At 49.4% G+C, this 23569-nt stretch carries 23 protein-coding genes; 8 read left to right on the top strand and 15 right to left on the bottom strand.

The annotated features are described in order from the left end of the window. Nucleotides 1–8: 8 nt before the first annotated feature. The 11 genes from DCX48_22840 to DCX48_22790 all read right to left on the bottom strand — a co-directional run bounded on the left by DCX48_22840 (nucleotide 9) and on the right by DCX48_22790 (nucleotide 9627). Nucleotides 9–926, bottom strand: coding sequence for an acyltransferase domain-containing protein (locus DCX48_22840; GenBank protein ID QXE17096.1), 918 nt, complete (start codon nucleotides 924–926; stop codon nucleotides 9–11). Beyond that, nucleotides 923–2332 carry an aldehyde dehydrogenase family protein gene (locus DCX48_22835; protein ID QXE17095.1) on the bottom strand — a complete coding sequence of 470 codons (1410 nt, stop codon included), beginning with the start codon at nucleotides 2330–2332 and terminating at the stop codon, nucleotides 923–925. Before DCX48_22835 ends, DCX48_22840 begins: the two co-directional genes overlap by 4 nt. Continuing rightward, the gene (locus DCX48_22830; GenBank protein ID QXE17094.1) at nucleotides 2332–3393 is read right to left on the bottom strand and encodes a phenazine antibiotic biosynthesis protein; all 1062 of its coding nucleotides are present in this window, start codon (nucleotides 3391–3393) and stop codon (nucleotides 2332–2334) included. Before DCX48_22830 ends, DCX48_22835 begins: the two co-directional genes overlap by 1 nt. Nucleotides 3394–3405: 12 nt before the next feature. Further along, complete coding sequence (locus DCX48_22825) at nucleotides 3406–4044, bottom strand: pyridoxal 5'-phosphate synthase (GenBank protein ID QXE17093.1); 639 nt, start codon at nucleotides 4042–4044, stop codon at nucleotides 3406–3408. Nucleotides 4045–4053: 9 nt separating this feature from the next. Continuing rightward, nucleotides 4054–4899: a PhzF family phenazine biosynthesis protein gene (locus tag DCX48_22820; GenBank protein QXE17092.1), complete on the bottom strand. Its 846-nt coding sequence runs from the start codon at nucleotides 4897–4899 to the stop codon at nucleotides 4054–4056. Next, a complete protein-coding gene (locus DCX48_22815; GenBank protein ID QXE17091.1) occupies nucleotides 4878–5228 on the bottom strand; it encodes a hypothetical protein in 351 nt (116 codons plus the stop codon). The genes DCX48_22820 and DCX48_22815 overlap by 22 nt, the downstream gene beginning before the upstream one ends. Continuing rightward, on the bottom strand, nucleotides 5225–7102 hold the full coding sequence (locus DCX48_22810) for a phenazine antibiotic biosynthesis protein (protein QXE17090.1): 1878 nt from the start codon (nucleotides 7100–7102) through the stop codon (nucleotides 5225–5227). The genes DCX48_22815 and DCX48_22810 overlap by 4 nt, the downstream gene beginning before the upstream one ends. Next, nucleotides 7099–7719 (bottom strand): isochorismatase family protein, encoded by a 621-nt coding sequence (locus DCX48_22805; protein QXE17089.1) that lies wholly within the window; start codon nucleotides 7717–7719, stop codon nucleotides 7099–7101. The genes DCX48_22810 and DCX48_22805 overlap by 4 nt, the downstream gene beginning before the upstream one ends. 79 nt (nucleotides 7720–7798) lie before the next feature. Further along, the gene (locus DCX48_22800; GenBank protein QXE17088.1) at nucleotides 7799–8257 is read right to left on the bottom strand and encodes a phenazine biosynthesis protein; all 459 of its coding nucleotides are present in this window, start codon (nucleotides 8255–8257) and stop codon (nucleotides 7799–7801) included. Between the two features lie 46 nt (nucleotides 8258–8303). Further along, nucleotides 8304–9083 (bottom strand): SDR family oxidoreductase, encoded by a 780-nt coding sequence (locus tag DCX48_22795; GenBank protein QXE17087.1) that lies wholly within the window; start codon nucleotides 9081–9083, stop codon nucleotides 8304–8306. A 157-nt stretch (nucleotides 9084–9240) separates the two neighbouring features. Beyond that, nucleotides 9241–9627: a phenazine biosynthesis protein gene (locus DCX48_22790; protein ID QXE17086.1), complete on the bottom strand. Its 387-nt coding sequence runs from the start codon at nucleotides 9625–9627 to the stop codon at nucleotides 9241–9243. 640 nt (nucleotides 9628–10267) lie between these two features. Here DCX48_22790 and DCX48_22785 point away from each other — a divergent pair. The 3 genes from DCX48_22785 to sanA all read left to right on the top strand — a co-directional run bounded on the left by DCX48_22785 (nucleotide 10268) and on the right by sanA (nucleotide 13224). Beyond that, nucleotides 10268–10570: a DUF2461 family protein gene (locus tag DCX48_22785; protein ID QXE17085.1), complete on the top strand. Its 303-nt coding sequence runs from the start codon at nucleotides 10268–10270 to the stop codon at nucleotides 10568–10570. A gap of 360 nt (nucleotides 10571–10930) precedes the next feature. Beyond that, entirely contained in the window at nucleotides 10931–12259 is a 1329-nt protein-coding gene (rimO, locus tag DCX48_22780; GenBank protein QXE17084.1) for a 30S ribosomal protein S12 methylthiotransferase RimO, read from the top strand. A gap of 182 nt (nucleotides 12260–12441) precedes the next feature. Continuing rightward, nucleotides 12442–13224, top strand: a complete 783-nt coding sequence (gene sanA, locus DCX48_22775) for an outer membrane permeability protein SanA (GenBank protein ID QXE17083.1) — start codon at nucleotides 12442–12444, stop codon at nucleotides 13222–13224. Nucleotides 13225–13233: 9 nt separating this feature from the next. On the opposite strand, the gene DCX48_22770 is transcribed toward sanA, so the two are convergent. From DCX48_22770 to DCX48_22760, 3 genes are all read right to left on the bottom strand, one after another. After that, nucleotides 13234–14409 carry a DUF418 family protein gene (locus DCX48_22770; protein ID QXE17082.1) on the bottom strand — a complete coding sequence of 392 codons (1176 nt, stop codon included), beginning with the start codon at nucleotides 14407–14409 and terminating at the stop codon, nucleotides 13234–13236. 137 nt (nucleotides 14410–14546) lie between these two features. Continuing rightward, nucleotides 14547–15209 carry a GTP cyclohydrolase I FolE gene (folE, locus tag DCX48_22765; protein QXE17081.1) on the bottom strand — a complete coding sequence of 221 codons (663 nt, stop codon included), beginning with the start codon at nucleotides 15207–15209 and terminating at the stop codon, nucleotides 14547–14549. 331 nt (nucleotides 15210–15540) lie between these two features. After that, nucleotides 15541–17223 (bottom strand): methyl-accepting chemotaxis protein, encoded by a 1683-nt coding sequence (locus DCX48_22760; protein ID QXE17080.1) that lies wholly within the window; start codon nucleotides 17221–17223, stop codon nucleotides 15541–15543. Between the two features lie 703 nt (nucleotides 17224–17926). Here DCX48_22760 and DCX48_22755 point away from each other — a divergent pair. The 5 genes from DCX48_22755 (at nucleotide 17927) to DCX48_22735 (ending at nucleotide 22316) form a co-directional block, all read left to right on the top strand. Next, nucleotides 17927–18799, top strand: coding sequence for a LysR family transcriptional regulator (locus DCX48_22755; protein ID QXE17079.1), 873 nt, complete (start codon nucleotides 17927–17929; stop codon nucleotides 18797–18799). A 118-nt stretch (nucleotides 18800–18917) separates the two neighbouring features. Next, nucleotides 18918–20033, top strand: a complete 1116-nt coding sequence (locus tag DCX48_22750; GenBank protein ID QXE17357.1) for an S-(hydroxymethyl)glutathione dehydrogenase/class III alcohol dehydrogenase — start codon at nucleotides 18918–18920, stop codon at nucleotides 20031–20033. 39 nt (nucleotides 20034–20072) lie between these two features. Then, complete coding sequence (fghA, locus tag DCX48_22745; GenBank protein QXE17078.1) at nucleotides 20073–20933, top strand: S-formylglutathione hydrolase; 861 nt, start codon at nucleotides 20073–20075, stop codon at nucleotides 20931–20933. Nucleotides 20934–21098: 165 nt separating this feature from the next. After that, nucleotides 21099–21743: a glutathione S-transferase gene (locus DCX48_22740; protein ID QXE17077.1), complete on the top strand. Its 645-nt coding sequence runs from the start codon at nucleotides 21099–21101 to the stop codon at nucleotides 21741–21743. Nucleotides 21744–22103: 360 nt separating this feature from the next. Continuing rightward, entirely contained in the window at nucleotides 22104–22316 is a 213-nt protein-coding gene (locus tag DCX48_22735) for a KTSC domain-containing protein (protein ID QXE17356.1), read from the top strand. 61 nt (nucleotides 22317–22377) lie between these two features. On the opposite strand, the gene DCX48_22730 is transcribed toward DCX48_22735, so the two are convergent. Continuing rightward, nucleotides 22378–23466, bottom strand: a complete 1089-nt coding sequence (locus DCX48_22730) for an oxidoreductase (GenBank protein QXE17076.1) — start codon at nucleotides 23464–23466, stop codon at nucleotides 22378–22380. Nucleotides 23467–23569: the final 103 nt, after the last annotated feature.

The raw sequence follows: 23569 nt of genomic DNA, 5'->3' as shown, positions 1-23569 counted from the left end.
CAAATGGCCTACGCCGCCGGATAAATGTCAGTCACCCATTTCTCATCCCAAAAAGAAGCAGGCATACCAAAATCCATGTTCAGGCTGCGAAGAAAAGGACCAATACACACTGTCTCAACTGCGCCCAGGCGCTGTATCTGTTGAATCATGGTAGGCACAGACAACCGCTCCGTTTCGCCACGCACACTCATGACCTGTACGCCGTCGGGATCGTTCACGACATCGAGCCCATCCAGACACGTCACTATCGGGTAACGCGGGGACAGCAATTTTTTCGTCTCCAGATAAGCTTGTACCTGCTGGGCAATTCGCTGCCGATATGGCGTGTGGTAGGCAGACTGACAGAGCGAGGGTGGAAGTACCTCCAGCATCCCCGACCCTTCCTGCCCTTTCCCTTCCAACACCCGGCGCAACCCAGACACCATTAACAGCGAGCCGACCCCTTGTTGGATTAAGCCATAGTCCACCGAAATCCGCATTTCAGGCGGCTGATGGTAAAAATCACGATCGCCTTCTTGCGTGGACAGGACGAATCCTACGGTCTCATCCTCCGTTTCTGGCCGATCTACCCGTAAGTGGATGAGCGCAACCGCATCATCGATCGTCAATGCGCCGGAAGCACAAAGCGCCGCGACTTCACCCAAGCTAATACCGCCTGCACAACATGGTTCACCGCGCTGTGCAACGACGCTATCAGCAATACCCAACATGCCGGCAAGCAAACCGAGTGACACGACCTGAATGCATGAAAAATCGTCAGGAATCGGTGCCTGGCGAAGAATTACCGCCACGCTCACGTCCGCCACGCTGGCAATATGTTCAAACCGGGCGCGAACCTGTGGATGATGTGCATAGAGTTGCTGCATATCCGCCATCATGTGTGAAACGTCTGCGGGTCCAAAGATTAATGCATAAGGTGTTGTCACTGTTTTTCCCCTGTAGTGGTTACGTCATCCCAGAATGCATTCACACGCACCCCACGGCTGCACATCAGAAATGTGCAGAGATAGTCATCATGCGGAACCAGCAATGACATCCAGGTTGTAGGAATAGCGCCGATATAAACATTACTGATACTGGATTCATCCAGTACCGGCCTGAGTAGTTTCTGTTGGCGGGAGAAAACGGTAACGACCAGTGACCCCGCCAACATGGATATGCTTTTCGTCGCGAGGTAAGGCGCCACGAAGACACAGGGAAATGGAAGTTCTTGCTGAAGCCGGGGATCGTCGAATTCGCTAAGCTCGATAACGGCCGGCTGAAGAAGGTAACCAAACGGCGTTAGCGGAGCGTCGAACGGATGATGAATGCTATCGCCCGATACGCGTGATAATTGCTCGACAGTTTTGGCCGATCCGAGAGGTAAGCGATGCGCGGGGATATGCTTCAGCGCCAACCGCAGCCTCTGACAAAAATCCGTGACGTCACCTTCAACCAGTACAGCACTCGTTGATACACATGCGGCACCACCGAGATCGGTCATGGATTTTGCTACCAAGGCAACCGCTTCATCACGATCGGCATCCGCGCCAACAACGATCTTGGAACGCCCGGGGCCCTGTATTCGCACCGTCGGATGGTGTCGGTATTTTTCTACCATCTCCGAACCGCCATAGGCCAATGTAAAATCCGTTGAGGTAACCAACGCATCGGCGCCTCGATAATCGGTGGGAATGAACGCGACGTAATTTTCCAGACCTGACATGGCTAGTGCGGAAATAACACGCTGTGCAGTGAACGGTTCCCGTGATGATGGCCTGACCAGAACACGGTAGCCCAGTGCCACAGCTTGCGGCCACAGTGCATGAATGCCAGGTCCATTACCCGCTGCAAGAACCGAAAATGTGTCTCCTTTACGGCTGAAAAGACTGCATCCTGCCAATGCATCAGGATCGCGCCAGGACCACCTAGCCCCTCTCGGCATCCCAATGTCGAGTGTTTCAGGCATTATTCGCAACGCGTTGGCAATTGACGTCAGCGCTTCCTGAATGACGTTAGACGGTAAGCCCGTGGTGCGGTGCACCCGTTGGCAATATTCATCGGGGGATAAGCCCTCAAGTATGCCGAACTGGAACCGTTCCGCCGCCTCAGTTATCGCTGCATGAATCTCTGCCAACGGCAAAACCGGCGCAGACTTCATCGCATCGATCGTATTGTGGATATAGATAGGGGGGGCGATGCTCATGTCTGCAACAGGAACATCCAGCAGATCGTTAACCCAGATACGCCGTTGTGTAACATAGCGGCGCCCTAATGCTGAAGCATCGATACCATAATCGGTTATGGCCTTTTCAGGCGTCACCACATGTGAAGAGGGAGAGACGTCATTCATTAATATACCCCCTCTATCACCACATTCCCGGCAACCGTCGACAGCGGCGCAACCTGACTGACTGCAGCACCGGGGAAGTTATCTTCTCGTGGCATGCGAATCGCGGTATCGCGTTCAAGAATATTGGGAAAAAAGGCATAACAGCTGAGATGATGCATAACCACCTGGCCGCGCGAGCCAAACGCAACAGGGGTGCGGGTCTGCGCGTCCTGAACATCAAAGAGAACGTAGGGAGCAAAACTATCGAAAATCGCTGGCGTGGCGATATCAGGCACGTTTCGTGATTTAGCTTCACCTAAAATCATCGTACTGCCGTAGCTGGCTCTAATGGGAACAGAAGGAAAGACTTCCGCTTGCAAAAACAGCTGGGTATCGGAGTCCATTTGCGTCCCACCCCAGGTGATTTCTTTCAACGTTTGATTCATTCGGGTAATTAATGCAGGACGTCTTGCCATATATTCAAGAATAGGCGGTGTGGCAATAAGATATTGAATAGACTGAGTGAAAAGAATATCTTCCGCCTGTTCGATAATATGTTCAGCATAGGCTTGCTTACTCCCGACATCATTTTTCTGGATACATTTCTTAACCCAGCGGGGATCGAGATCGACGGTAAAAAACAGTCCGCCTTTGGCTGACGCCCGACAGCGATTGATCGCCCCGACGACATGTGGGCCTGTGGGGACAAGCGCCAGCGTATTACCCACATTTTGTTCGCCATCAGGATGTGGTTGATCCAGCCGCCACGCCACCAATTCATCGAGCCAGGACTGGAATACCACAAGCCGTTTAGCCTTACCGGTAGTGCCCCCACTTTCAAATACGCCCGCTATTTTCTCATCACGCAAACCACGTGGGATAAGCCGCTCGACAGGCACGTCACGTAGCAAATCAGCGACATCAGGAAAACGTGCCAGATCGTCGAAAGTGTTGATGTCTGTTAACGGATCAAAATCCAATGTCTCTCGCCTTTCCAACCAGAAAGGCGTTCCTGTCTGCGTAGAAAAATGCCATTGCATCATGTGCTTCAGATGAGCATCAAAATTCGGTAAATTTTTCATTGTGTCCCTCTGCTACGGCTGCAACCAGGTACTACGCCATTCGTCTTGCCCACGTTCAACACGCAGGCGTCTGTGCAGACGATCTGAACTTGACGCCCAAAACTCAATGGATTGAGGGATAAGCTGATAAACAGAAAAGCGCTCTGGACAGGGAAGCGGCCCTTTATTCTCAAGCTCCTCTGCCGCAGCCCAGAGTTTATGGCTATCCAGCAATGGTTGGCTTTGGTGCGACACCGTTGACATCGCGTGCAATGGAACAGGACGTTGCTCCCACACTTCAACGGCGACCTCATGTGGCATAGCGATCACGTGACCGCTGACTGATAATTGTCTGCCGAGTTCTTTCCAGTAAAAATGGCCGCACGCGTGGGAATTACCTTGAATGTCCTGAATTTTCCGGCTACATCTGTGTGTCGCGAATAAAATGCCCTGCTCCGCGAAATCGAGAATAGCCATCACTCTTGAGCTCATCTCACCTTGCTCATTCGCGGTGGTTAATACCATCGCCCGGGGCTCTCGGACCTTTTCGTCCATGGCTTCTTTCACCCATGCCTGTGCGCGTGCTATAGGGTCGTGTAATGCGGCATGAAAGTGCAGAAAGTCGGAATTAGCCTTTCCGCTCATGCTTTCAAAATCACTGCTGCCCATCATGATTCCCCTTTAAATGAAATAGGTTCCCTGCGCGACTTGTATCGCATGTCCACCAGCGTATAGCCGATATTTCTCTCCATCAGCCTGTGCAAGACCGTACATTTTAGATGGGTGTCCCATCTCCACGCCCTGTAAAATTTCCAGTGTTCTGCCGAAACGTGTGACACCATGCCTGGCAAGATGCAGCGCCAAAGGCCCGGCGGCAGAGCCCGTCGCTGCATCTTCCACCACACCATAAGCAGGAGAAAACATACGCATACGCCACGCATTACCGGTACCGCAAAAGCAAAGTGCGGCCATGTTTTCATGCCGAGAGAGCGCACGCTGATCGGGCACAAGTGCAGAAAGCATTTCCAGCGTTTCAACGCCGACAAAGACATGCCGCGGACCGACGTCATACATTTCAACTGGCAAGGTGCTGCACGGCACACCCAATGCGTGTAATAGCGCGTCAGTCTGGGTATACATCTGAATCATCGGTTCAGGCTGAACCATATCAATATGCGCGACGACAGCGTCTCCTAGCCGTTTGGGGTATTCCAGAGTAAAAGGAAAAATGCCTTTCGCGGTTTCAATGTTCAGCGTGCTTTTCCCTAGACGCAGGGACAAAGCGAGCGCCGTTCCCAGCAGCGGATGTCCTGCAAAACCCAGTTCATTGACGGGGGTAAAAATGCGGACATGGACATCACCGCCATGTTTCGGCTGGGATACAAATGTTGATTCTGACAGCCTCATTTCAGCCGCAATGCGCTGCATGATATTGGTTTCCAGCTCATCGCAGTCAAAAAAGACAGCGACCGGATTCCCTGCCAGCGGCCTATCGCTGAACGCATTTACGATGGCATAGTGGTGCATAAACCCTCCGCAAATAGAGAAGCAAGCGGAGCCAGGTGCGATTCATTCAGACAACAGGCGGCGACGGTAAAACTCATACGCTTATCCGGCGCTCGCCCGATCATTTCAGTCGAACGATTCGGCGGTAAATCTGCCAGGGCGGGTTTCTTTTCACGCCACAGCATGATCGCCCCCCAACGCGTGGGTGAATGATTCATCACCCAGTATTTCTCCTGAAGTGCCTCCACCGAATGCCAGGCAATCACATCCCGTTGCGTAAGTTGCTCCCGTAGATCTTTGATATCGGGATCGTTTTCTGTGAGTTCCCACCACACCCATTCCATCATCATGACATCACCATCTGTTGTATTGATTCATAGAGAATTCGTGGCCCATCAAGGGTCAAGACCGACTCTGGGTGAAACTGCATGGAGGAAAAACGCGGCCCGCGGAGGCCAAAGATATGCCCTGTGATCTCATCACGAGAAACACGAATTTCCCCCTGAAAACCTGGCGGAACGTTATGATCATCAATGGCGGTGAAGGTGTTGTAGAACCCCACTTTCTCTACCCTGCCAAAAAAAGAAATCTCTTTTTGAATCCCCTGGTTAGGGTAGTCCAGCGCTGCAATGGGGTATCCCAGTGAGGCGCACAGAATCTGGTGGCCAAAACAAACGGCAATAAACGGATGGCACTGTCGCATCGCATTCAGCATCAATTTACGACTTCTAATCACTCGTACATCGCTAAGGTCCCTCGGATCGCCGGGACCGGGGCCAATGATCAAGAGTTCGTTCGGCTCAATGCGAAAAGAGGAGGAATAATGCACAAGACGAACACTCAACCCCATAGCGCGAAGCTGATATTCCATCATCGAGGTAAAGGCGTCTTCGTTATCGACCAGTAGGGCATGTCCTGTATCACCCGTTTTTGAACGTGCTGCTGAGTGATTATCGAGCCAGAACGCGGCAAGGCGTTGGTTATGCTTTTGCAACGCAGCCGTCACCTGCTCGTCTTGAAAAATAGATTTTGAACAGTTAGTTAGCCCCATAGCACACTGAAATGCCGCAGCCTTAGCTCTCGTCTCCGCCGCTTCCGAAGCAGGATCTGAGGTTCTCACTAGTGTCGCACCTAGCCCCATGGTCATAGTTCCAGTCCGATCAATTTCGGTCGTCCGGATCAAAATGGCCGAGTCAATCGAGGGCTTTCCAGATGTTTGTCCCAGCAGTGCGGCAAAACCGCTGTAGTAGCCTCTGCCGGATGATTCATACTTCTCAATAACCCGCGTCGCGTTTTCGAGAGGACTGCCAGTTACCGTCGGTGCAAATAAAGACCGTTGAAGAATCGTGGGGACAGAGAGCGAAGAATGCCCTTCAAGTCGGTACCCTGTATGCACCAAACGTGACATCGGCGTTAAAAACGGGCCAAAGGTTTTTACATCCGAGTCGCAAATTCTGGTCATCATTTTCAGTTCTTCATCAAGAACCATTGACAGTTCATCTTCCTCTTTCTCATTCGATAAAAAGTCAATAAGCCCTTCGAGAGTCGGACCAGTCGGCGGGTAACGGTAAGTGCCGCTGATGGGTGTCATGGAGACACGTTGTTCATCCAGCGTGATATGCCGCTCAGGAGAGGCGCCTATTAATGTCATATCACGGCACTGAATAAAGAACGTCCAATACGCGCCGTTCTCTTGTAGCAGCAGATTTTTAAAGATGGTTAATCCCATCTCCGAGCTGTAGTCGGTTAGCGTCGCGTTATAAGCGCGGCGAATCACGAAATTTGCGCCCTGTCCGGTTCCAATTTCGTTCTGGATAACCTCAGCGACCGTGCGGGCGTACTCCTCATCAGACGGCGTGAAATGCGCATTTTTGACATCCACGGCGACACTGGGCAAACACGTTAACGCCTTGTGTAGCGGTACGGTGTTGTAATCCGTAATGGTGATCGCAATCAGGGGTTTATGGTCGTCAATCGCGGAATAGCCCCGCTCTATAATCTGGCGATAGGGGGCAAGGAGTAATACATCTTGCGTTTCCTCCCCCTCTTTTTTCACCAGAAGATCGTTTAAATCATTCAAACACGCCAGTTGTTGCTCATCGCCCTCTATTATTTCGATTTCGGGATAAATGTTTCTCTCTGGCCGGAACAACAATGCAAATGAATGATTTTCTCTGCCTATACAGTGCTTAAGCAATTCAGTGATGCTGGCTTCCGTATTCATTTCAGCACCTCTTCTACAGGCAGAATAGAAGCGCAGCATGAAGCGGCATAAGTCAACATGTTCTGATGCAGCGCACACGAAAAATCAGCAATGCCGTCCTGAACGAGGAAAACCTCAATATCACGAGAGTATGCATCGAGTGCCGTTGTCAAAATCCCTATCTGCGCATAGACACCACATATAATTATTTGGTCTTTTTGGTTACGATTAAAAATTTCATCCAACGGTGAGGAGAAAAAAGCGCTATATCGCCATTTTTTCAATACATGATCTTCAGGCTGTGGGGATAATGCCGACGTAATCTTAGTATGAGCAGGTTCGGCATTCATGCCGGCGCCCCAGAAATCATAAAGCAGGCCACGTTCTTTCGGCGTCATATTTCCTTTCTGTCCGGTATAGACAATAGGAATAGAGTGCTTTCTTGCCCAATCAATTAATTTTTCACAATTTTTTATTAGTGTATTACGCAGCATTGTTGGCAGCGGAGCGAGGAAAAAATCCTGCATGTCATGAACTAAAAGTAAAGATCGGGAAGGTTCAATATTCCATGAGACGCTATTTTTTACCGACAGCGCTGGAGAACCAAGATCGTACTCTTCTATCTGGGGTATAGCCATGTCATATCCTCTTCAATATTTGAAGCGTAAAAGACCATCGCATCATCATGCGATTGACATAGAAATAATAAAAATGAAATTAAGTGGGAATGCCTACACGCATTATCTTTGGAACAGGTATTCCAAGCGCACGAAATTGTTCGCAAGGATTCATAAATTCCTTTTGGATAAAAATTTTTCCATTTTTAAATTGAAAGTAATGAATAAAATGGTTTTCATAATATCCTTTTGGATATCCTTTAAAATTAATTTCGCCTTTCCCATCACATTCCACCCAGAAAATATCAGGGTCCTGGGTATCGAATATCTGGACGTTATACCATTGCCAATCGGGAAAACAGGCTAATGACCACACCGCATGTTCAGCTAACCGCTTTTTAGTTTTAGTGACAACTGGCTCTCCTGTATCTGTAGTCCATAATCCACCGTACCCTTCATCATCAAAGAGCTCATGTCTTGATAGCCTAGTCTGCCCTAAAGTTTCCATGTACTGCTTAACTGTTTTCCGATTGTTTTCACGCGTATCGCTATGCTTCATGATATTTCCTTATTCCTTATGAAGTAGGGTTTTTATAATCAATACATTATATAAATTCAGCCAGACGATGCTGCCCATTTTTTAAAATCAGCGTTTTTAACCCTTCCCCTAATAAAATTCGCAACGGTGGTTTAGTCGCGTCAACCAATTCCATCATTGGCTGTGCCACACTTTCCGGTGCAGCAGGAATTAATCGGGGCCAACGCTGCTGCATCTCCTCCAGGGTAGGATAAATGTCACTATGAGGCGGTCGGGTAGCAGAGCAGCCAATCCAGTCGGTTAAATGTGGGCCGGGCTCAACTAACGTGACATGAATACCAAATGCGTCGACTTCACCAGCCAATGTTTCAATTAACCCCTCCACGGCCCATTTAGTCGCGTTATACATCGCCATGCCGGGGAAGGCCATTAAACCAGCAATGCTGGATATTTGAATAATGTGCCCTTTCCTCTGCTCTCTTAATAACGGTAATACGGCTTGTATTACCCATAGGGAACCAAGAAAATTCGTTTCAATAATTTTCCTAGCATCAGATTCTGGAACCTCCGCCACCGGGCAGAAAAGCGCATATCCGGCATTATTGATGACCACATCAATCCGGCCAAACTTATGAACACCCTTTTCTACCGCCTGCACGGCTGCCGCCCGATCGCACACATCCAACGTAACCGGTAACAGTCTGTCATCGAATAACTTACATAAATCTGCTAATTTTTCTGGTTCACGCGCAGCGGCAATGACGCAATCTCCACGTCGCAATGCCGTTTCCGTCCATATACGGCCGAAACCACGGGAAGCCCCCGTAATAAACCATACTTTTCCCACATTATTCTCCTCAGTATTTGGGACAGATATTCATTTTCATGGAGTGGCAGGCAGGGTCATATCGCACCGATAAGTGCTTTTTATAATTTATTTAAGATAAATAAACTGACTTTATTCCAAAGAATGTAATATAAAAAGAATAAAGCCAGTCGGTAAATTACAGTTTTTCAATACCGCTAGTATCTGTCGCGCAAAGGCGAATTCGATGTCCGTCCGGGTCGAGTGCAACAAATGTATAACCAAACTCTAGTCTGGTCGGCGTCAACGCCATAGGAACATTACGGGATGCAAAGTCATTATAAATAGCATCGACTTCCTCAATTGAAATGTCACTTAGGCACAGTTCAAATCCACCAAAGGCAGGTTCAGGTTTAGGCTCAATATCGTGCTTTGTCTGTAACCCCAGGATAAACCCATCTTTCAATGAAAACACAGAAAAACCGGGGAAAGCTTCAATAGGGCCCTCTCCAAAAATAGACGTATAAAACGTTGTACTGGCATCGACATCATTGACATAGAGAATGACACTGTTTGGTTTAAACATATCGCTATTCCTTATTCATATAAAAAGAACATTTAAAATACTCACACTAGAAACAAGGAGAAAACCTTTAAACTCTATTATGTTAAGTCTAAAATCATATTTGTTATTTTAACGCGCTGATTTTTAATGGAATAGAGTCTGTGTGTACAAACACCATCGGATGATGATGCCAAAACTTAGGCATGCTTATGCATTTTAGACCAGCGGAGACAGTTTTTCTGACATTGAACTGACTCGTATACAGATAATCTGTTCCTTCACTGGCCATTAGACACCTTTTATCGTTATAAGCAGAAAACCCTAAATGCCGTAAAATTCACTTAAACATCAAACAAATAAATTTAATGGCGTTATTAGAAATTCATTAAAACAACATACATAAGACTTAATTAATTTAATTAACAAGTAAAAATTAGAATCAGTCTTATTGATAAAAGTGAAAACAGTTATTTATTTCTGTAATAAGTATGCATTAGCTTTTTTATCATTCCTAGCTAAAATTCATAAGCCAAATAAAAATTTGACTTAAGTCACAATTATCGTTCTCTTTTTAACCACGGCTATTTTCCTCTTGCTTAATTCCAGGCAAAAGTCTATTACTATTTGAATATTGCCATCGAAGGATAATGTAGGGGCAAGAATGAAATCGACATCGCCAATACTTACTGGATTTAAAAAAGAAAGCCTGACGTTACTCAGTAAGATAAAAGAAGAAAACAGCAAAGACTGGCATGATGAAAATAAGGTTTTTTATAATAAGGCCTTGTTAGAACCTTTCCAAAAATTAGTCGTCTCATTGTCAGCGACGATACGGGAAATCGATCCTACGATTGAAATAAGACCCGATATAGGAAGGACGATTTCTCACATATATACCCTAAATAATTCGAGTTTCAGGACAAGACGTCAGCGTTTTGAACAACACAAAGCGTTGGCCCGCTAGGGCGTGGCTCATTTATGGGCCTCGTAACGCGGCAAGGGAAGGTCAAATTCGTCGGGAACAGATTTGACCAGCCACATGATCTATTCAATAAACAGCTTGCAACTACATTGAGGGACGCTTTTATCTTACCTGCCCCGCTATACGCCTTCCTTATCAAGGTTGAAAAGGAAAAAAGGCAGCTGCCTCCCCCTTCATCACTTGATACGCTAATTGACGAGATGAGCCAATGCGCGAACGACCTGGCGTAGATTGGTACCAATACATGGCAGCAGTATCCCTCATCTTCTTGTAGGAATTTGATGTATGCATCGGTACAATCGCTGCCCTAACGAACCCTAATCTGACTATTTCTTTATCATTATGAGCAATATTTCCACCCCGCAACCACGCATCGGCTTTGTCTCACTCGGCTGCCCGAAAAATCTCGTCGACTCCGAGAGGATTCTGACCGAACTGCGTACTGAAGGTTATCAGGTCGTGCCACGTTATGACGACGCTGAACTGGTGATCGTCAATACCTGTGGTTTTATTGACAGCGCCGTGCAAGAGTCGCTGGAAGCCATCGGCGAAGCGCTGAATGAAAACGGTAAAGTCATCGTGACGGGCTGTTTAGGTGCCAAAGAAAATCAAATACGCGAAGTGCACCCTAAGGTTCTGGAAATTACCGGCCCGCACAGCTACGAGCAAGTGCTGTCACACGTACATCAATATGTCCCTAAACCGACGCACAATCCGTTTACCAGCTTGGTTCCTGAACAAGGCGTAAAACTCACGCCGCGCCATTATGCCTATCTGAAAATTTCAGAAGGCTGTAACCACCGCTGTACGTTCTGCATTATTCCCTCCATGCGTGGCGATTTGGATAGCCGCCCAATCGGTTCAGTGCTGGATGAAGCAAAACGCCTGGTAAATGCTGGCGTAAAAGAGCTGCTGGTCATTTCTCAGGACACCTCGGCGTACGGCGCAGATGTGAAGCAGCGCACCGGCTTTTGGAACGGTCAACCGGTCAAAACCAGCATGGTCAGCCTGTGTGAGCAACTGGCATCGCTAGGCGTGTGGGTGCGCCTACACTATGTCTACCCTTACCCGCACGTAGACGATGTGATCCCATTAATGGCAGAAGGCAAAATCCTGCCTTATCTGGACATTCCGCTCCAACACGCCAGTCCGAAGATTCTCAAGCTGATGAAGCGTCCGGGCGCGGTAGAAAGAACGCTGGAACGCATTAAGCGCTGGCGCGAAATTTGCCCTGATTTAACGCTGCGTTCGACCTTTATTGTCGGCTTCCCCGGCGAAACGGAAGAGGACTTCCAGATGCTGCTCGACTTCCTGAAAGAAGCCAAACTTGACCGCGTGGGTTGCTTCAAATTCAGCCCAGTCGAAGGCGCAGCGGCAAATGAATTGCCCGATCAGGTGCCGGAAGAAGTCAAAGAAGAACGTTTCCACCGTTTCATGCAGCTTCAACAGGCGATTTCCACTCAACGCTTGCAGGATAAAATTGGCCGTGAAGTACTGGTACTGATCGATGAAATTGACGAAGAAGGCGCAATTGGCCGCAGTATGGCTGACGCCCCTGAAATTGATGGCGCAGTTTATCTGAACGGCGAAACTGGCGTGAAAGTCGGTGACATCGTCAAAGTGAAAGTCGAACACGCAGATGAATACGATCTGTGGGGTAGTCGCGTTTAATACGCTTATCACGCCAGCTTTTCGGCTCGAAAGGCTGGCGTTTTATTTTCATGCCATATTGGGCTGAATGCTGAAAATTCAATCAATAAACCGCCCGTTCCTCTCCTGCATCTTGCGTCCCCCTGTCAGGTAAAGTAGCCTTGAGGCATGATTAGTCTACTCGCCTTACCTGAGGCATAAGCATGTGGAAACGCCTGACATTCGGTTTGTTAGCCCTCATTGGCGTGCTGCTGCTCTCTGCTTTTGCGCTCGATCGCTGGATCAGCTGGAAAACCGCACCATTCATTTACGATGAACTTCAGACCTTGCCGAAACGTCAGGTCGGTGTCGTATTGGGGACAGCAAAGTACTACCGTACCGGCGTGATCAATCAGTATTACCTGTTCCGTATGCAAGGGACGATTAACGCTTACAACAGCGGTAAAGTCAGCTATCTGCTATTAAGCGGTGATAACGCGCTGCAAAGTTACAATGAACCGATGACGATGCGCCGCGATTTGATCGCTGCGGGCGTTCCGCCTTCGGACATCGTGCTGGACTACGCGGGGTTCCGCACGCTGGATTCCATCGTCAGAACGCGCAAGGTGTTTGATACCAACGATTTCACCATCATTACCCAGCGTTTCCACTGCGAGCGTGCGCTATTCATCGCGCTGCACCTTGGTATTCAGGCGCAGTGTTACGCCGTACCTTCCCCCAAAAATATGATGACCGTGCGAGTTCGTGAATTTGGCGCTCGTCTGGGCGCGCTGTTCGATCTGTATATTCTCAAACGCGAGCCACGCTTTTTAGGCCCACAGGTGCCGATTCCAGCAGAGCATAAGATCCCAGAAGATGCGCCAGACTACCCTGCTGTTCTGCCGGAGCAGGTGCTGACCTCACCAGTTAATCAGACTAAGCCTTACCAACAACCGACGAGAACAGCATCGGAACCTACGCAGCAGAACGAGAAAGTCACTCCGTAGCGTATTTTTCTACGTGGCTTTCGCTATCGCATTGGTGAGTTTACGCCACAGCCATTCAAGCGGCCCCTGACGGAAATAACGTAGCCAGTAGTGAGAAAAGACCAGATTGACGACCCAGATAGCGGGAACCAGCGCCAGCAGTTGCAGGCGGCTGAAGGCCATAAACAGGCCAAGCTGGTTAAACAGCACCACACAAATCAGTGTTTGCAGCAAATAGTTGGTTAGCGCCATACGCCCGATATCTGTAATCCAATACGTGATTCGCCACTGGCACAGCGTGGTCCAAAAGCCATAACACAGCGCAAGATACCCTATCGCCTGTAATGGTGAGCTCAACTCACGTGGAATCTGCAATAACAGCCCGCTCCAGCGATACTCCCAGCCCACCAGCCACTGACCCACCACGCCAATACTGTTAATTGCCACCCCCAGCGGAATTAGCCACAGGGCAACGTTGCGATAATGGGCGGTACTGAACTCACCTTTTAGCCAACCGCTGCGCATCAACCCTGCACCGAGTAACATCGATCCCGCCAATAGCCAGCCATACTGCACGCCCAGCGATAACAGGCTTTCCGTTAACAGATCAACGCGATTCTCCCACGCCACGGGCCCACCTAAGGCCCGCCAGTAAACCTCATAGGTGATATCCGCCATGCCCGGCAACCAGAATCGCCCCGGTTGCAAATTCAGAATCTGGCTCAGCACAAACAACACACTGATCCCCACCAGATACAGGAAAGCCCCAGTACGCATTAGCAATCGACCGCTCTCCGCATGGCGAATCATGCCGTAACACACCAGCCCAATCAGCGCATAGTCGAGCAAAATATCGCCATCCCACAGAAAAATGGCATGAATTAGCCCGATGACCATCAACCAGAACAAACGTGCATGTACCCAGCGTTTCCCCCGCGAGAGCAGAAGCTGTAATCCCGCACCAAAAAGAAGAGAAAATAGCGTCAGAAATTTTGCCTGCGCGATCAGATCCATCGCCGCCCAGGTTAAGGCATCAGATAATGTCGCTTGTCCCTGCCAGGCAGGATTCAGATATGCCGCATGCGGTAAACCAAACGCCGTAATATTCAGCAGGAGAATGCCCAAAATAGCGATGCCGCGCGCGAAATCCAGCGCAACGATCCGCGAGGGTGGAAAATGAGGTGACGGTATAGTGTGAGAAGGCATACAAATTACATTTTCAAAGCATCGAAGTAGCGATTGTATGCACAGACGGGGAAAAAGCGAAGATGCTTACTGATTTAGCGATAATCAGTTTGGCGATGACAACCTGTACTTGCCTCATCATCGCCAATAAAAGAGGCTTAATTGTGGTGGCGTACCGCGCGCAAGAATTCCTGACGCGTGTTCTGGCTGGATTTAAACAGTCCGCCTAACGATGTCGTGGTCGTTGCGCTAGTCGCATCACGAATACCGCGTGCCTTCACGCAGTAGTGCACTGCATCAATCGAGACCGCAACATTGTTTGTTCCCAACAGCGTTTGCAGCGCAACCAAAATCTGCTGAGTTAAGCGCTCCTGCACCTGAGGACGCTGAGAGAAAAACTGAACGATTCGGTTGAGCTTCGACAAGCCAATGACGCCATCTTTTGGAATATACGCCACCGTAGCTTTCCCATCGATCATCACGAAATGGTGTTCGCAGGTGCTGGTCAATGTGATATCACGCACGGTGACCATTTCATCGACCTTCATTTTGTTTTCAATGATGGTGATTTTGGGGAAGTTGGCGTAGTCCAAACCGGAGAATATTTCATCAACGTACATTTTGGCGATACGAGTCGGTGTTTCAGCCAGGCTGTCATCGCCCAGATCGAGGCTCAGCAAATTCATAATTTCCGTCATATGCTCGGCAATACGTTGCTTACGCGTATCCCGATCCAACAACGCCCCACGCAGCGGCGTTTCCAGACCGCGTGCCAGCAGCGCTTCGTGCACCATAACGGCTTCTTTACTTAGTGATGACATTATTATTCTCCTGCAGGTGTAACTATGCCTATCGTATTATCACGGTCTTGGTCAGACCCTAGCGCCGTCAACACTCTAGTTGAGAGAGTAACGATTATCCAGTGATTGTATGTCATGATTGTTGAAATAGATTCAAGTTATCAAGCGCTACGGTTGTGCCTGTACGCAGGTCGTACGCACAGAGAAACCACCATTCAGTAGTAATATAGATGCTCAGTAATAAATGTTCAGCGATAAAAAAAAGCACCGAGAAAATATCCCAGTGCTTTTAACGATAAATCAGCTGATTTTTTCGGCCGTCACTGTCTCGATGCCGTTTGTCATGGAATTATCAGAAAGTTTCCCAGTTGTCGTTGGCGTTGCCTTTCTTACCGCCAGCGGCCGCGAGTAACATCGGCTTCTGCGCTGCTGGCGCTTTCTCCGCCAGACGCTGTTGAGGACGACGAGGTGCCTCTGCGGCCGACAGTTGGAACACCGATACGGCTTCAGTCAACTGACGAGCCTGATCTTCCAGCGATGCAGCAGCGGCGGCAGATTCCTGAACCAGCGCGGAGTTCTGTTGCGTAACGCCATCCATCTCGGTAACAGCCAGACCAATCTGGCTAATACCGCGACTCTGTTCATCCGACGCCGATGCAATTTCACCCATCAGATCGTTCACACGAGTAATCGCAGAAATGATGGAATCCATCGCTTCGCCAGTCTGTGTGACCTGATTTGATCCCATGTTGACGCGTTGAACTGATTCCGCAATCAGGCTTTCAATTTCTTTCGCCGCCTGAGCACTACGCTGAGCCAGATTACGGACTTCACCCGCAACGACCGCAAAGCCGCGACCTTGTTCACCGGCTCTGGCTGCTTCTACTGCCGCATTCAGCGCCAGAATATTGGTCTGGAAGGCAATACCGTTGATCACGCTGGTGATGTCTGCAATTTTCTTCGAGCTTGTCGTAATACTCGCCATCGTCGCCATTACATCTGCCGTGACCTCACCGCCTTTTTTCGCCGCTACAGAAGCGTCCTGTGCCAACTTCGTCGCCTGATGAACGTTATCGGCATTCTGTTTCACCGTCGCACTCAATTCTTCCATACTGGCAGCCGTCTGTTCCAGTGCGGCAGCCTGCTGCTCGGTGCGTGCGGACAGATCGTTATTGCCGCTTTTGATCTCGCTTGAGCCCTGATGAATCGATGCAGAACTATCGCGAATAATTGAAACCGTATTAACCAGACTTCCCTGCATCTCTTTCAGGTAAGGGATCAGTTGCCCAGCACAGTTACGGCCAAATTCATCAAGCGGGTGACCAAGCTGCCCGGCAGCCAGAACTTGGAAATAGCCTTTGATCATATTCAACGGCTTGACCAGATAGTTAACCAGATAACGATCGGTCAGCAGCAGGATGAGCAACCCAATAATCACCGCAGCCAGCAGGATATAATTACTCCAGTCAACCAGATCGTAGACCTCTTTCATTGACGTCTCTGACGACGAAATAATTGCGGCCTGATATTTATCCATACTACTGCCAAACGCGACGCTCAGCGGCGGGTACGCTTTGCGGAAAAGCTGACGAAACTCCTCCTGACGATTATCACGCGCGGCGTTCAACATTGGCGTCAACCCGTTATCCAGCAATTGGGTCCACGACGCGATCATATTGTCTGCCGCTTCTTTATCGACGCCGACATGTCCAGCGGCTTTAAACGCCGCCAGTTGATCTGACGTGTTTTTAAACGCCGTTGTCGCTGACGTAAATACTTTTTCTGCTTCCGCAGTTTCGCCCGTTTGCTGGAAGTCCATCGAACGCAACAAGCGAGTAACCGTACGAAAATACTGGTCATTGCCTTTTACCAGCATCTCTACGTTTTTACGCTGAGTTTCGCCGGACTCCAATAGTTTGGTCATGCTGCTTAATGAGGTGGAGGTAAAGAAAGATGCTCCGCCCCATACAACTAAAAACAGCCCCAATATTGTTAAAAGCATTGCCCTGATGGTGATATTTTTTAAAAAGTTCACAGAAAACTCCTATAAATTATCTGGCGATTTTCCTCTGCGCTTTCTACAAGATGGCTGCACATTTTTAATTGGAAATACGCCGAGTGTTACGTCACTTAATGAAGAGCTAAGGCTCTCATTAGTTAGAGTTATTTTCCTTTAATGACAAAAAGATACACTTCCTTACAATAACGATAAGGTATTCCTACCATACATTAACATTATCGGCACTTTGGCCGGGCACTTTACGCCCTTGCATCAACAAATGCGATCAAAATAAAGAATTGCGATAGTTTTTGGCTATTGCTTAGTTACAACTATTTACCTATACATTTAACTGTTTATTTTAATTATCTATTTATTTTTCTCTTTTGCTATTGTATCAGGAGACAATACGATTTTATTTTTCTGTGATTATTCTTAATTTTTTCATTCGAGTCTCTTCTGTTAGGAAATATTCCCCTATTCACTGCAATAGTTGATTTTGGTGCTATTAATTCAGGCCGCGATCATTTTATCGCTTCCTTCTTTTTCTAAATCCAAATATTAATCTTGATGATAATTACGCCCGTAATTTCCACCATTCCGGTATGTTTCATCGCGTCAGATTTAGGTTGAGTTCGCTATCTGAGTGATCCACACCTGTTGCGAAATGCACAGCTTGCCGCTACACTTCACAAAAAATGAATAATCAAACACCAGTTCATTACGAAAAGAGAAAACCATGGATTTGACTCAACTCCGCATGTTCTGTCTCGTCGCCGAAACGGGATCCGTCGCCCGCGCCGCAGAGCAGCTTCACCGAGTGCCCTCAAATCTGACCACGCGGTTACGCCAGTTGGAACTGGAACTCGGCACCGACCTGTTTATCCGAGAAAAACAGCGCCTGCGTCTATCGCCGATTGGGCACAATTTTTTGTGCTATGCACAGCGCATTCTGGCGCTTAGTGAGGAAGCGATCAGCATGACGCGTACGGGTGAACCCGCAGGTAATTTTGCGCTAGGCTCGATGGAAAGCACGGCGGCGACTCGTTTGCCTACGCTATTAGCGGCTTATCATCAGCGCTACCCCAATGTCTCGCTGTCCCTGAATACCGGTACATCGGGGGAAATCATCGAGCGCGTCCGGGCGGGAACGCTGGCCGCGGCGTTAGTTGATGGCCCCGTAGTGTACGATGAACTGAATGGCTGTTCGTGTTTTGCAGAACAATTAGTGCTGATATCCGATCCTTCGCACTCGCCAATTACCCATGCACGAGATGCCAGCAACGATACGCTGTTTGCCTTTCGCCCCAGCTGTTCCTATAGAAAACGCTTAGAGAACTGGTTCCGTCAGGATGGCGTGGTGCCCGGCACCATCATGGAAATTCACTCATACCACGCCATGCTTGCCTGTGTAGCCAGCGGTTCTGGGCTGGCTATGCTGCCCTATGCCGTCCTCGAATCGTTGCCCGCAGGCGCACGTGTTCAGGTACATGAGTTACCGCCTGATATCGCAGCCGCTTCAACCTGGCTGGTATGGCGGCGCGACGCTTTCGGCCCCAATGTCGAGGCACTCAAAAAGCTCATTATTGAGCAGTCCGCTCAGTCGGAATGAACATTTATTTTTAGTGAACGACCATTTTCAAGAGGGACGACACCGTGATGAACACCGACGTCCTATCATTTAACTTACAACCCATAACGGTATGCCATTAGGAGCCACCACCATGCAAATGATTAAAACCCGCGCCGCCATCGCTTGGGGTCCAAACCAACCTCTTTCGGTTGAAGAAGTGGATCTGATGCCACCGCAGAAAGGTGAAGTGTTGGTGCGCATCGTCGCCACTGGCGTATGCCACACGGATGCCTATACGCTGTCAGGTAAAGATCCTGAGGGTGTATTCCCAGCGATTCTGGGCCATGAAGGCGGCGGTATTGTGGAAGCGATTGGCGAAGGCGTGACCAGCGTTGCCGTTGGCGACCACGTTATTCCGCTTTACACCCCGGAATGTGGCGAATGTAAATTCTGTCGCTCCGGCAAAACAAACCTGTGTCAGGCTATTCGCTCCACACAGGGCAAAGGCTTGATGCCAGATGGCACCACCCGCTTCTCTAAAAATGGCCAACCGATTTTCCACTACATGGGAACCTCCACGTTCGCCGAGCACACCGTCGTGCCTGAAATTTCGCTAGCAAAAGTGAATAAAGAAGCGCCGCTGGAAGAAGTCTGCCTGCTGGGCTGTGGTGTCACCACCGGCATGGGTGCCGTTCTGAATACCGCAAAAGTTAAAGCAGGCGATACTGTTGCTATTTTTGGCCTCGGCGGCATCGGTTTGTCGGCGATTATCGGCGCACACATGGCCGGTGCAGGTCGCATCATCGGTATCGATCTCAACACCAGCAAATTCGATCTGGCACGTAAACTGGGTGCTACCGATCTGCTCAACCCGAAAGATTACGACAAGCCAATTCAGGACGTCATTGTTGAACTGACCGATGGCGGCGTGGACTTCTCCTTCGAATGTATCGGTAACGTTAACGTTATGCGTTCCGCGCTAGAGTGCTGTCATAAAGGTTGGGGTGAATCCATCATCATCGGTGTGGCCGGTGCAGGCGAAGAAATCGCCACGCGTCCGTTCCAACTGGTAACCGGTCGCGTATGGCGCGGTTCTGCTTTCGGCGGCGTGAAAGGCCGTAGCGAACTACCGGGCCTTGTCGATCGTTACCTAAAAGGCGAATTCCCGCTGAATGACTTCATCACCCACACCATGGGGCTGGACGACATCAACACCGCATTCGATTTAATGCACGAAGGCAAATCGATTCGCACTGTGATTCATTTCGGTTAATTGCGCCACTGTCAGGAATAAAAAGGAGGCTGTACAGCGATGAACCCATCACTGGAACTGCTGGAAGAACACCGTATGTTTGGCGGCTGGCAACAGCGCTATCGCCATGTGTCAGACACACTGAACACCGCCATGACGTTCAGCATTTATCTGCCACCAACACAGGATGACACTCCACCGCCCGTGCTTTACTGGCTGTCTGGGTTAACCTGCAATGACGAAAACTTTACGACGAAAGCAGGCGCCCAGCGCGTTGCCTCCGAGCTGGGTCTGGTTCTGGTGATGCCGGATACCAGCCCGCGCGGCGATGGCGTAGCGGACGATACTGGGTACGATCTGGGTCAGGGTGCAGGATTCTATGTGAATGCCACACAGGCTCCTTGGGCAGCACACTACCGGATGTATGACTACATCAGCACGGAATTGCCGGCACTGATCCAGCAGCATTTTAACGTGAATAGCCGCCAGTCCATCAGTGGACATTCGATGGGCGGCCACGGTGCGCTGATGCTGGCGCTACGCAACCCGGAGCAATTTCTGTCTGCATCGGCGTTCGCGCCGATCGTTAACCCAAGCCAGGTTCCGTGGGGGCGTAAGGCGCTTACCGCTTACCTTGGTGAGGACGAAACACAGTGGTTGCAGTATGACAGTTGCTATTTGCTAGCAAATAGCCAGAAAAAACTGCCAATGCTGGTCGATCAGGGGGATTGCGATCAATTCCTTCCCGACCAATTGCAACCGGCAAAACTGGAAGCGCTAGCAAACCAGTATGCGTGGCCGCTGACACTGCGGACGCAGTCCGGCTATGATCACAGCTATTTCTTCATCGCCAGTTTTATCGAAGATCACCTGCGCTTCCACGCCCAGTACCTGTTTGAAGAAGAGTCGCTCACACGATAGTTGTTCGAATAATGGTGCTATGCTTATCTCGTTGAGAGCAGCGCTCAGGTACGCCCTGAGCGCTGTTTCTCTTTCTTGTTAGAACGCAGTCGCATTAAAATATTCGATTACACACCTGCCCTGAACCAAATTACCGGAACCAAGACAAACAAAAAGGAGCAATGGATGATACACGTTCATCACCTCGAAAAATCCCGTTCGACCCGAGCGACCTGGCTGTTGGAAGAACTGGGCGTTGACTATGAAATTATTCGCTACGCACGTGACCCCAAAACCTTTAGCGCCCCAACATCGCTCAAGCAGATTCACCCGCTAGGGAAATCGCCAGTGATTACCGATGGCGAATTGACCATTGCCGAATCTGGGGCCATTGTGGAATACCTGATTGAGACTTACGGTAATGGCAGATTTCGTCCACAGAGCGGACAAGCGTTGCTGGATTATCGCTTCTGGCTGCATTTTGCCGAAGGTTCGCTCATGCCGCTTCTGGTGATGCGTCTGGTATTGGCGAAAACAGAATCCGCACCGATGCCGTTTTTCATCCGCCCGATAGCACGCAAAATTGTGCAAAGTATCGAACAGGCCTTTATTGTGCCGCGATTGACCACTCAGCTTCAGTTCATCGAACAGCATCTGAGTAAACAAAACTGGTTTGCAGGAGAGTCGTTCAGCGGTGCCGATATACAAATGGCAGTACCGCTGGTTTTGGCGAAAACGCGTCTGGATTTCAGCCTCTATCCACACATTCAACAATACATTGAGCGGATAGAAAACCAGCCAGCTTTTCAACGGGCTCTTGCTCAGGATTAACCATGCAATAGGGATATCGCCTCATCGACCACGAACAACAAACTGCCCGATAAACGACAGAGCAAGAATTCTGTGAGCGTTTACTGATTATTCATAACTTAATAAAGATATGCTGCTATCTAACACGGATATATTTCGAGCTATACCCAAAATAATTCGAGTTGCAGGACAAAACGTTAGCGTTTTGAACAACGCACAGTGTTGGCCCTTCAGGGCAAGGCCCACCACGGGCCGAGTATTTGAACGCGGCCAACGCACATGCAGCTTGAAGTATTACGGGTACATAACACGATATGGCTAGAAAGCTCGAAAGGCGTATATCGTCAGGATGCGGTATTGATACGTTGGGAGTGGTTAATTTTGCAGAGAAAACGCGTTTCATCAACAGAGTTGTTTTCAGTCGGGTACGATGCAGAAAAAAGTCAGTTGGAGGTCGAGCTGCTGAACGGGAGCATCTATCTCTACAACGGCGTAGCTCGTATGATTTATGAAGAGCTGATGGCAAGCAAGGCGAAGTACCGTTACTACGCCAGCTATATCAAAAACTCATTTCCCTACGAGAAAACACAGTAGTTTTTAAAGATAAAGAATAGTCTTTAAGGGCGGAGAATTCCCTCCGCCTATTCCCTACTATTTATTTCCCGCTCAACTCAACGGTGTTAAACGCTGCCAGCAAGACGTCTTCATTTAACGACAATGGCAGATAATGAATGGATTCCCCCGCTTGCAAAGTACGTGCAATCACGGCCTGAAGCGCAGCACGATCGTGAATATCCACATCCAACTCAGCCAGCGATGTAGGTAAACCAAACACCTTGAACGCCGCTTTCAACTGGAGCAACGTTTCGCTATCTCCCAGCAAGGCGCTTTGCACCAGAATGCCATAAGCCACTTTGGTGCCGTGCAGAAAGCGTTCGGTTTGCGGCAACACCGTCAAGCCGTTATGAACCGCATGTGCCGCCGCCACGCGAGTATATCGCTCTCCCAACCCACCAACCATGCCGCCCCCGGCAATGATCGCATCTACCACATCCAGAAAATCCTGCGTCAACTCGCCACGCTTGACGGCTTCTAACGCAGCCGCACTTTGTTGCAACAAGACATTGCGGATATCTAGCGCAGTCTGTAAGCCCAAACGAACAGAAAGAGGCAGCGTTTCAGGCTGGGGGCTGAGAACCACGGCTTCATACCACTTCGCCAGCGTATCGCCGACCCCTGCCAGTAGGTATTCCACCGGCGCTGCGAGCATAATCCGCGGCTCCACCAGTACCAGATGGTTAGCATCGGGAAAAATTTCAAAACGCAGTGCCTGTCCGGCATCGTTATACCAGACGGACAGCGGCGTCCAGGCTGCACAGGTTGCCGCAATAGTCGGAATGGCTACCAGCGGCACGCCGATATGACGCGCAGCGACCTTCGCGGTATCCAGTACAGCGCCGCCGCCGACACCGATGACAACCTGACAGTCATCGCCCGCTTGCGCGACCAGTTTTGCCACTTCACCCTCACTGCAATGCGCACTAAATTGAACACGTCGGGCTGAAGGTGCTTCAAACTCGGCCGGTAAATAGGGCCGAGCCGCTGCAATCGCACGCTCACCATAAATCCACAGCGCGTTTTTCAGCACCTCTGGCGGGTAAAACTCCAGCAACTTATCGATAGCACCGGGAAAGGAAAAATAGTTGGCAGGGCCAACCTGTACGCGAACGGTCGTTGTGTGCATGTTTGAACATTCCTCGCCGCCACTTATCTTGAGCACGGCTCTTATCTTATGTTTGCTACTGCTCTACCCTTTTGATAATTCCATTTTATTCACTTGCTTGCCG

Origin of the sequence: Pectobacterium atrosepticum (genome assembly GCA_019056595.1) — a bacterium.
Lineage (GTDB): Bacteria > Pseudomonadota > Gammaproteobacteria > Enterobacterales > Enterobacteriaceae > Pectobacterium > Pectobacterium atrosepticum.
Note: the sequence above shows the minus strand (reverse complement) of the source record. Positions and strands in the feature narration are given on the sequence as shown.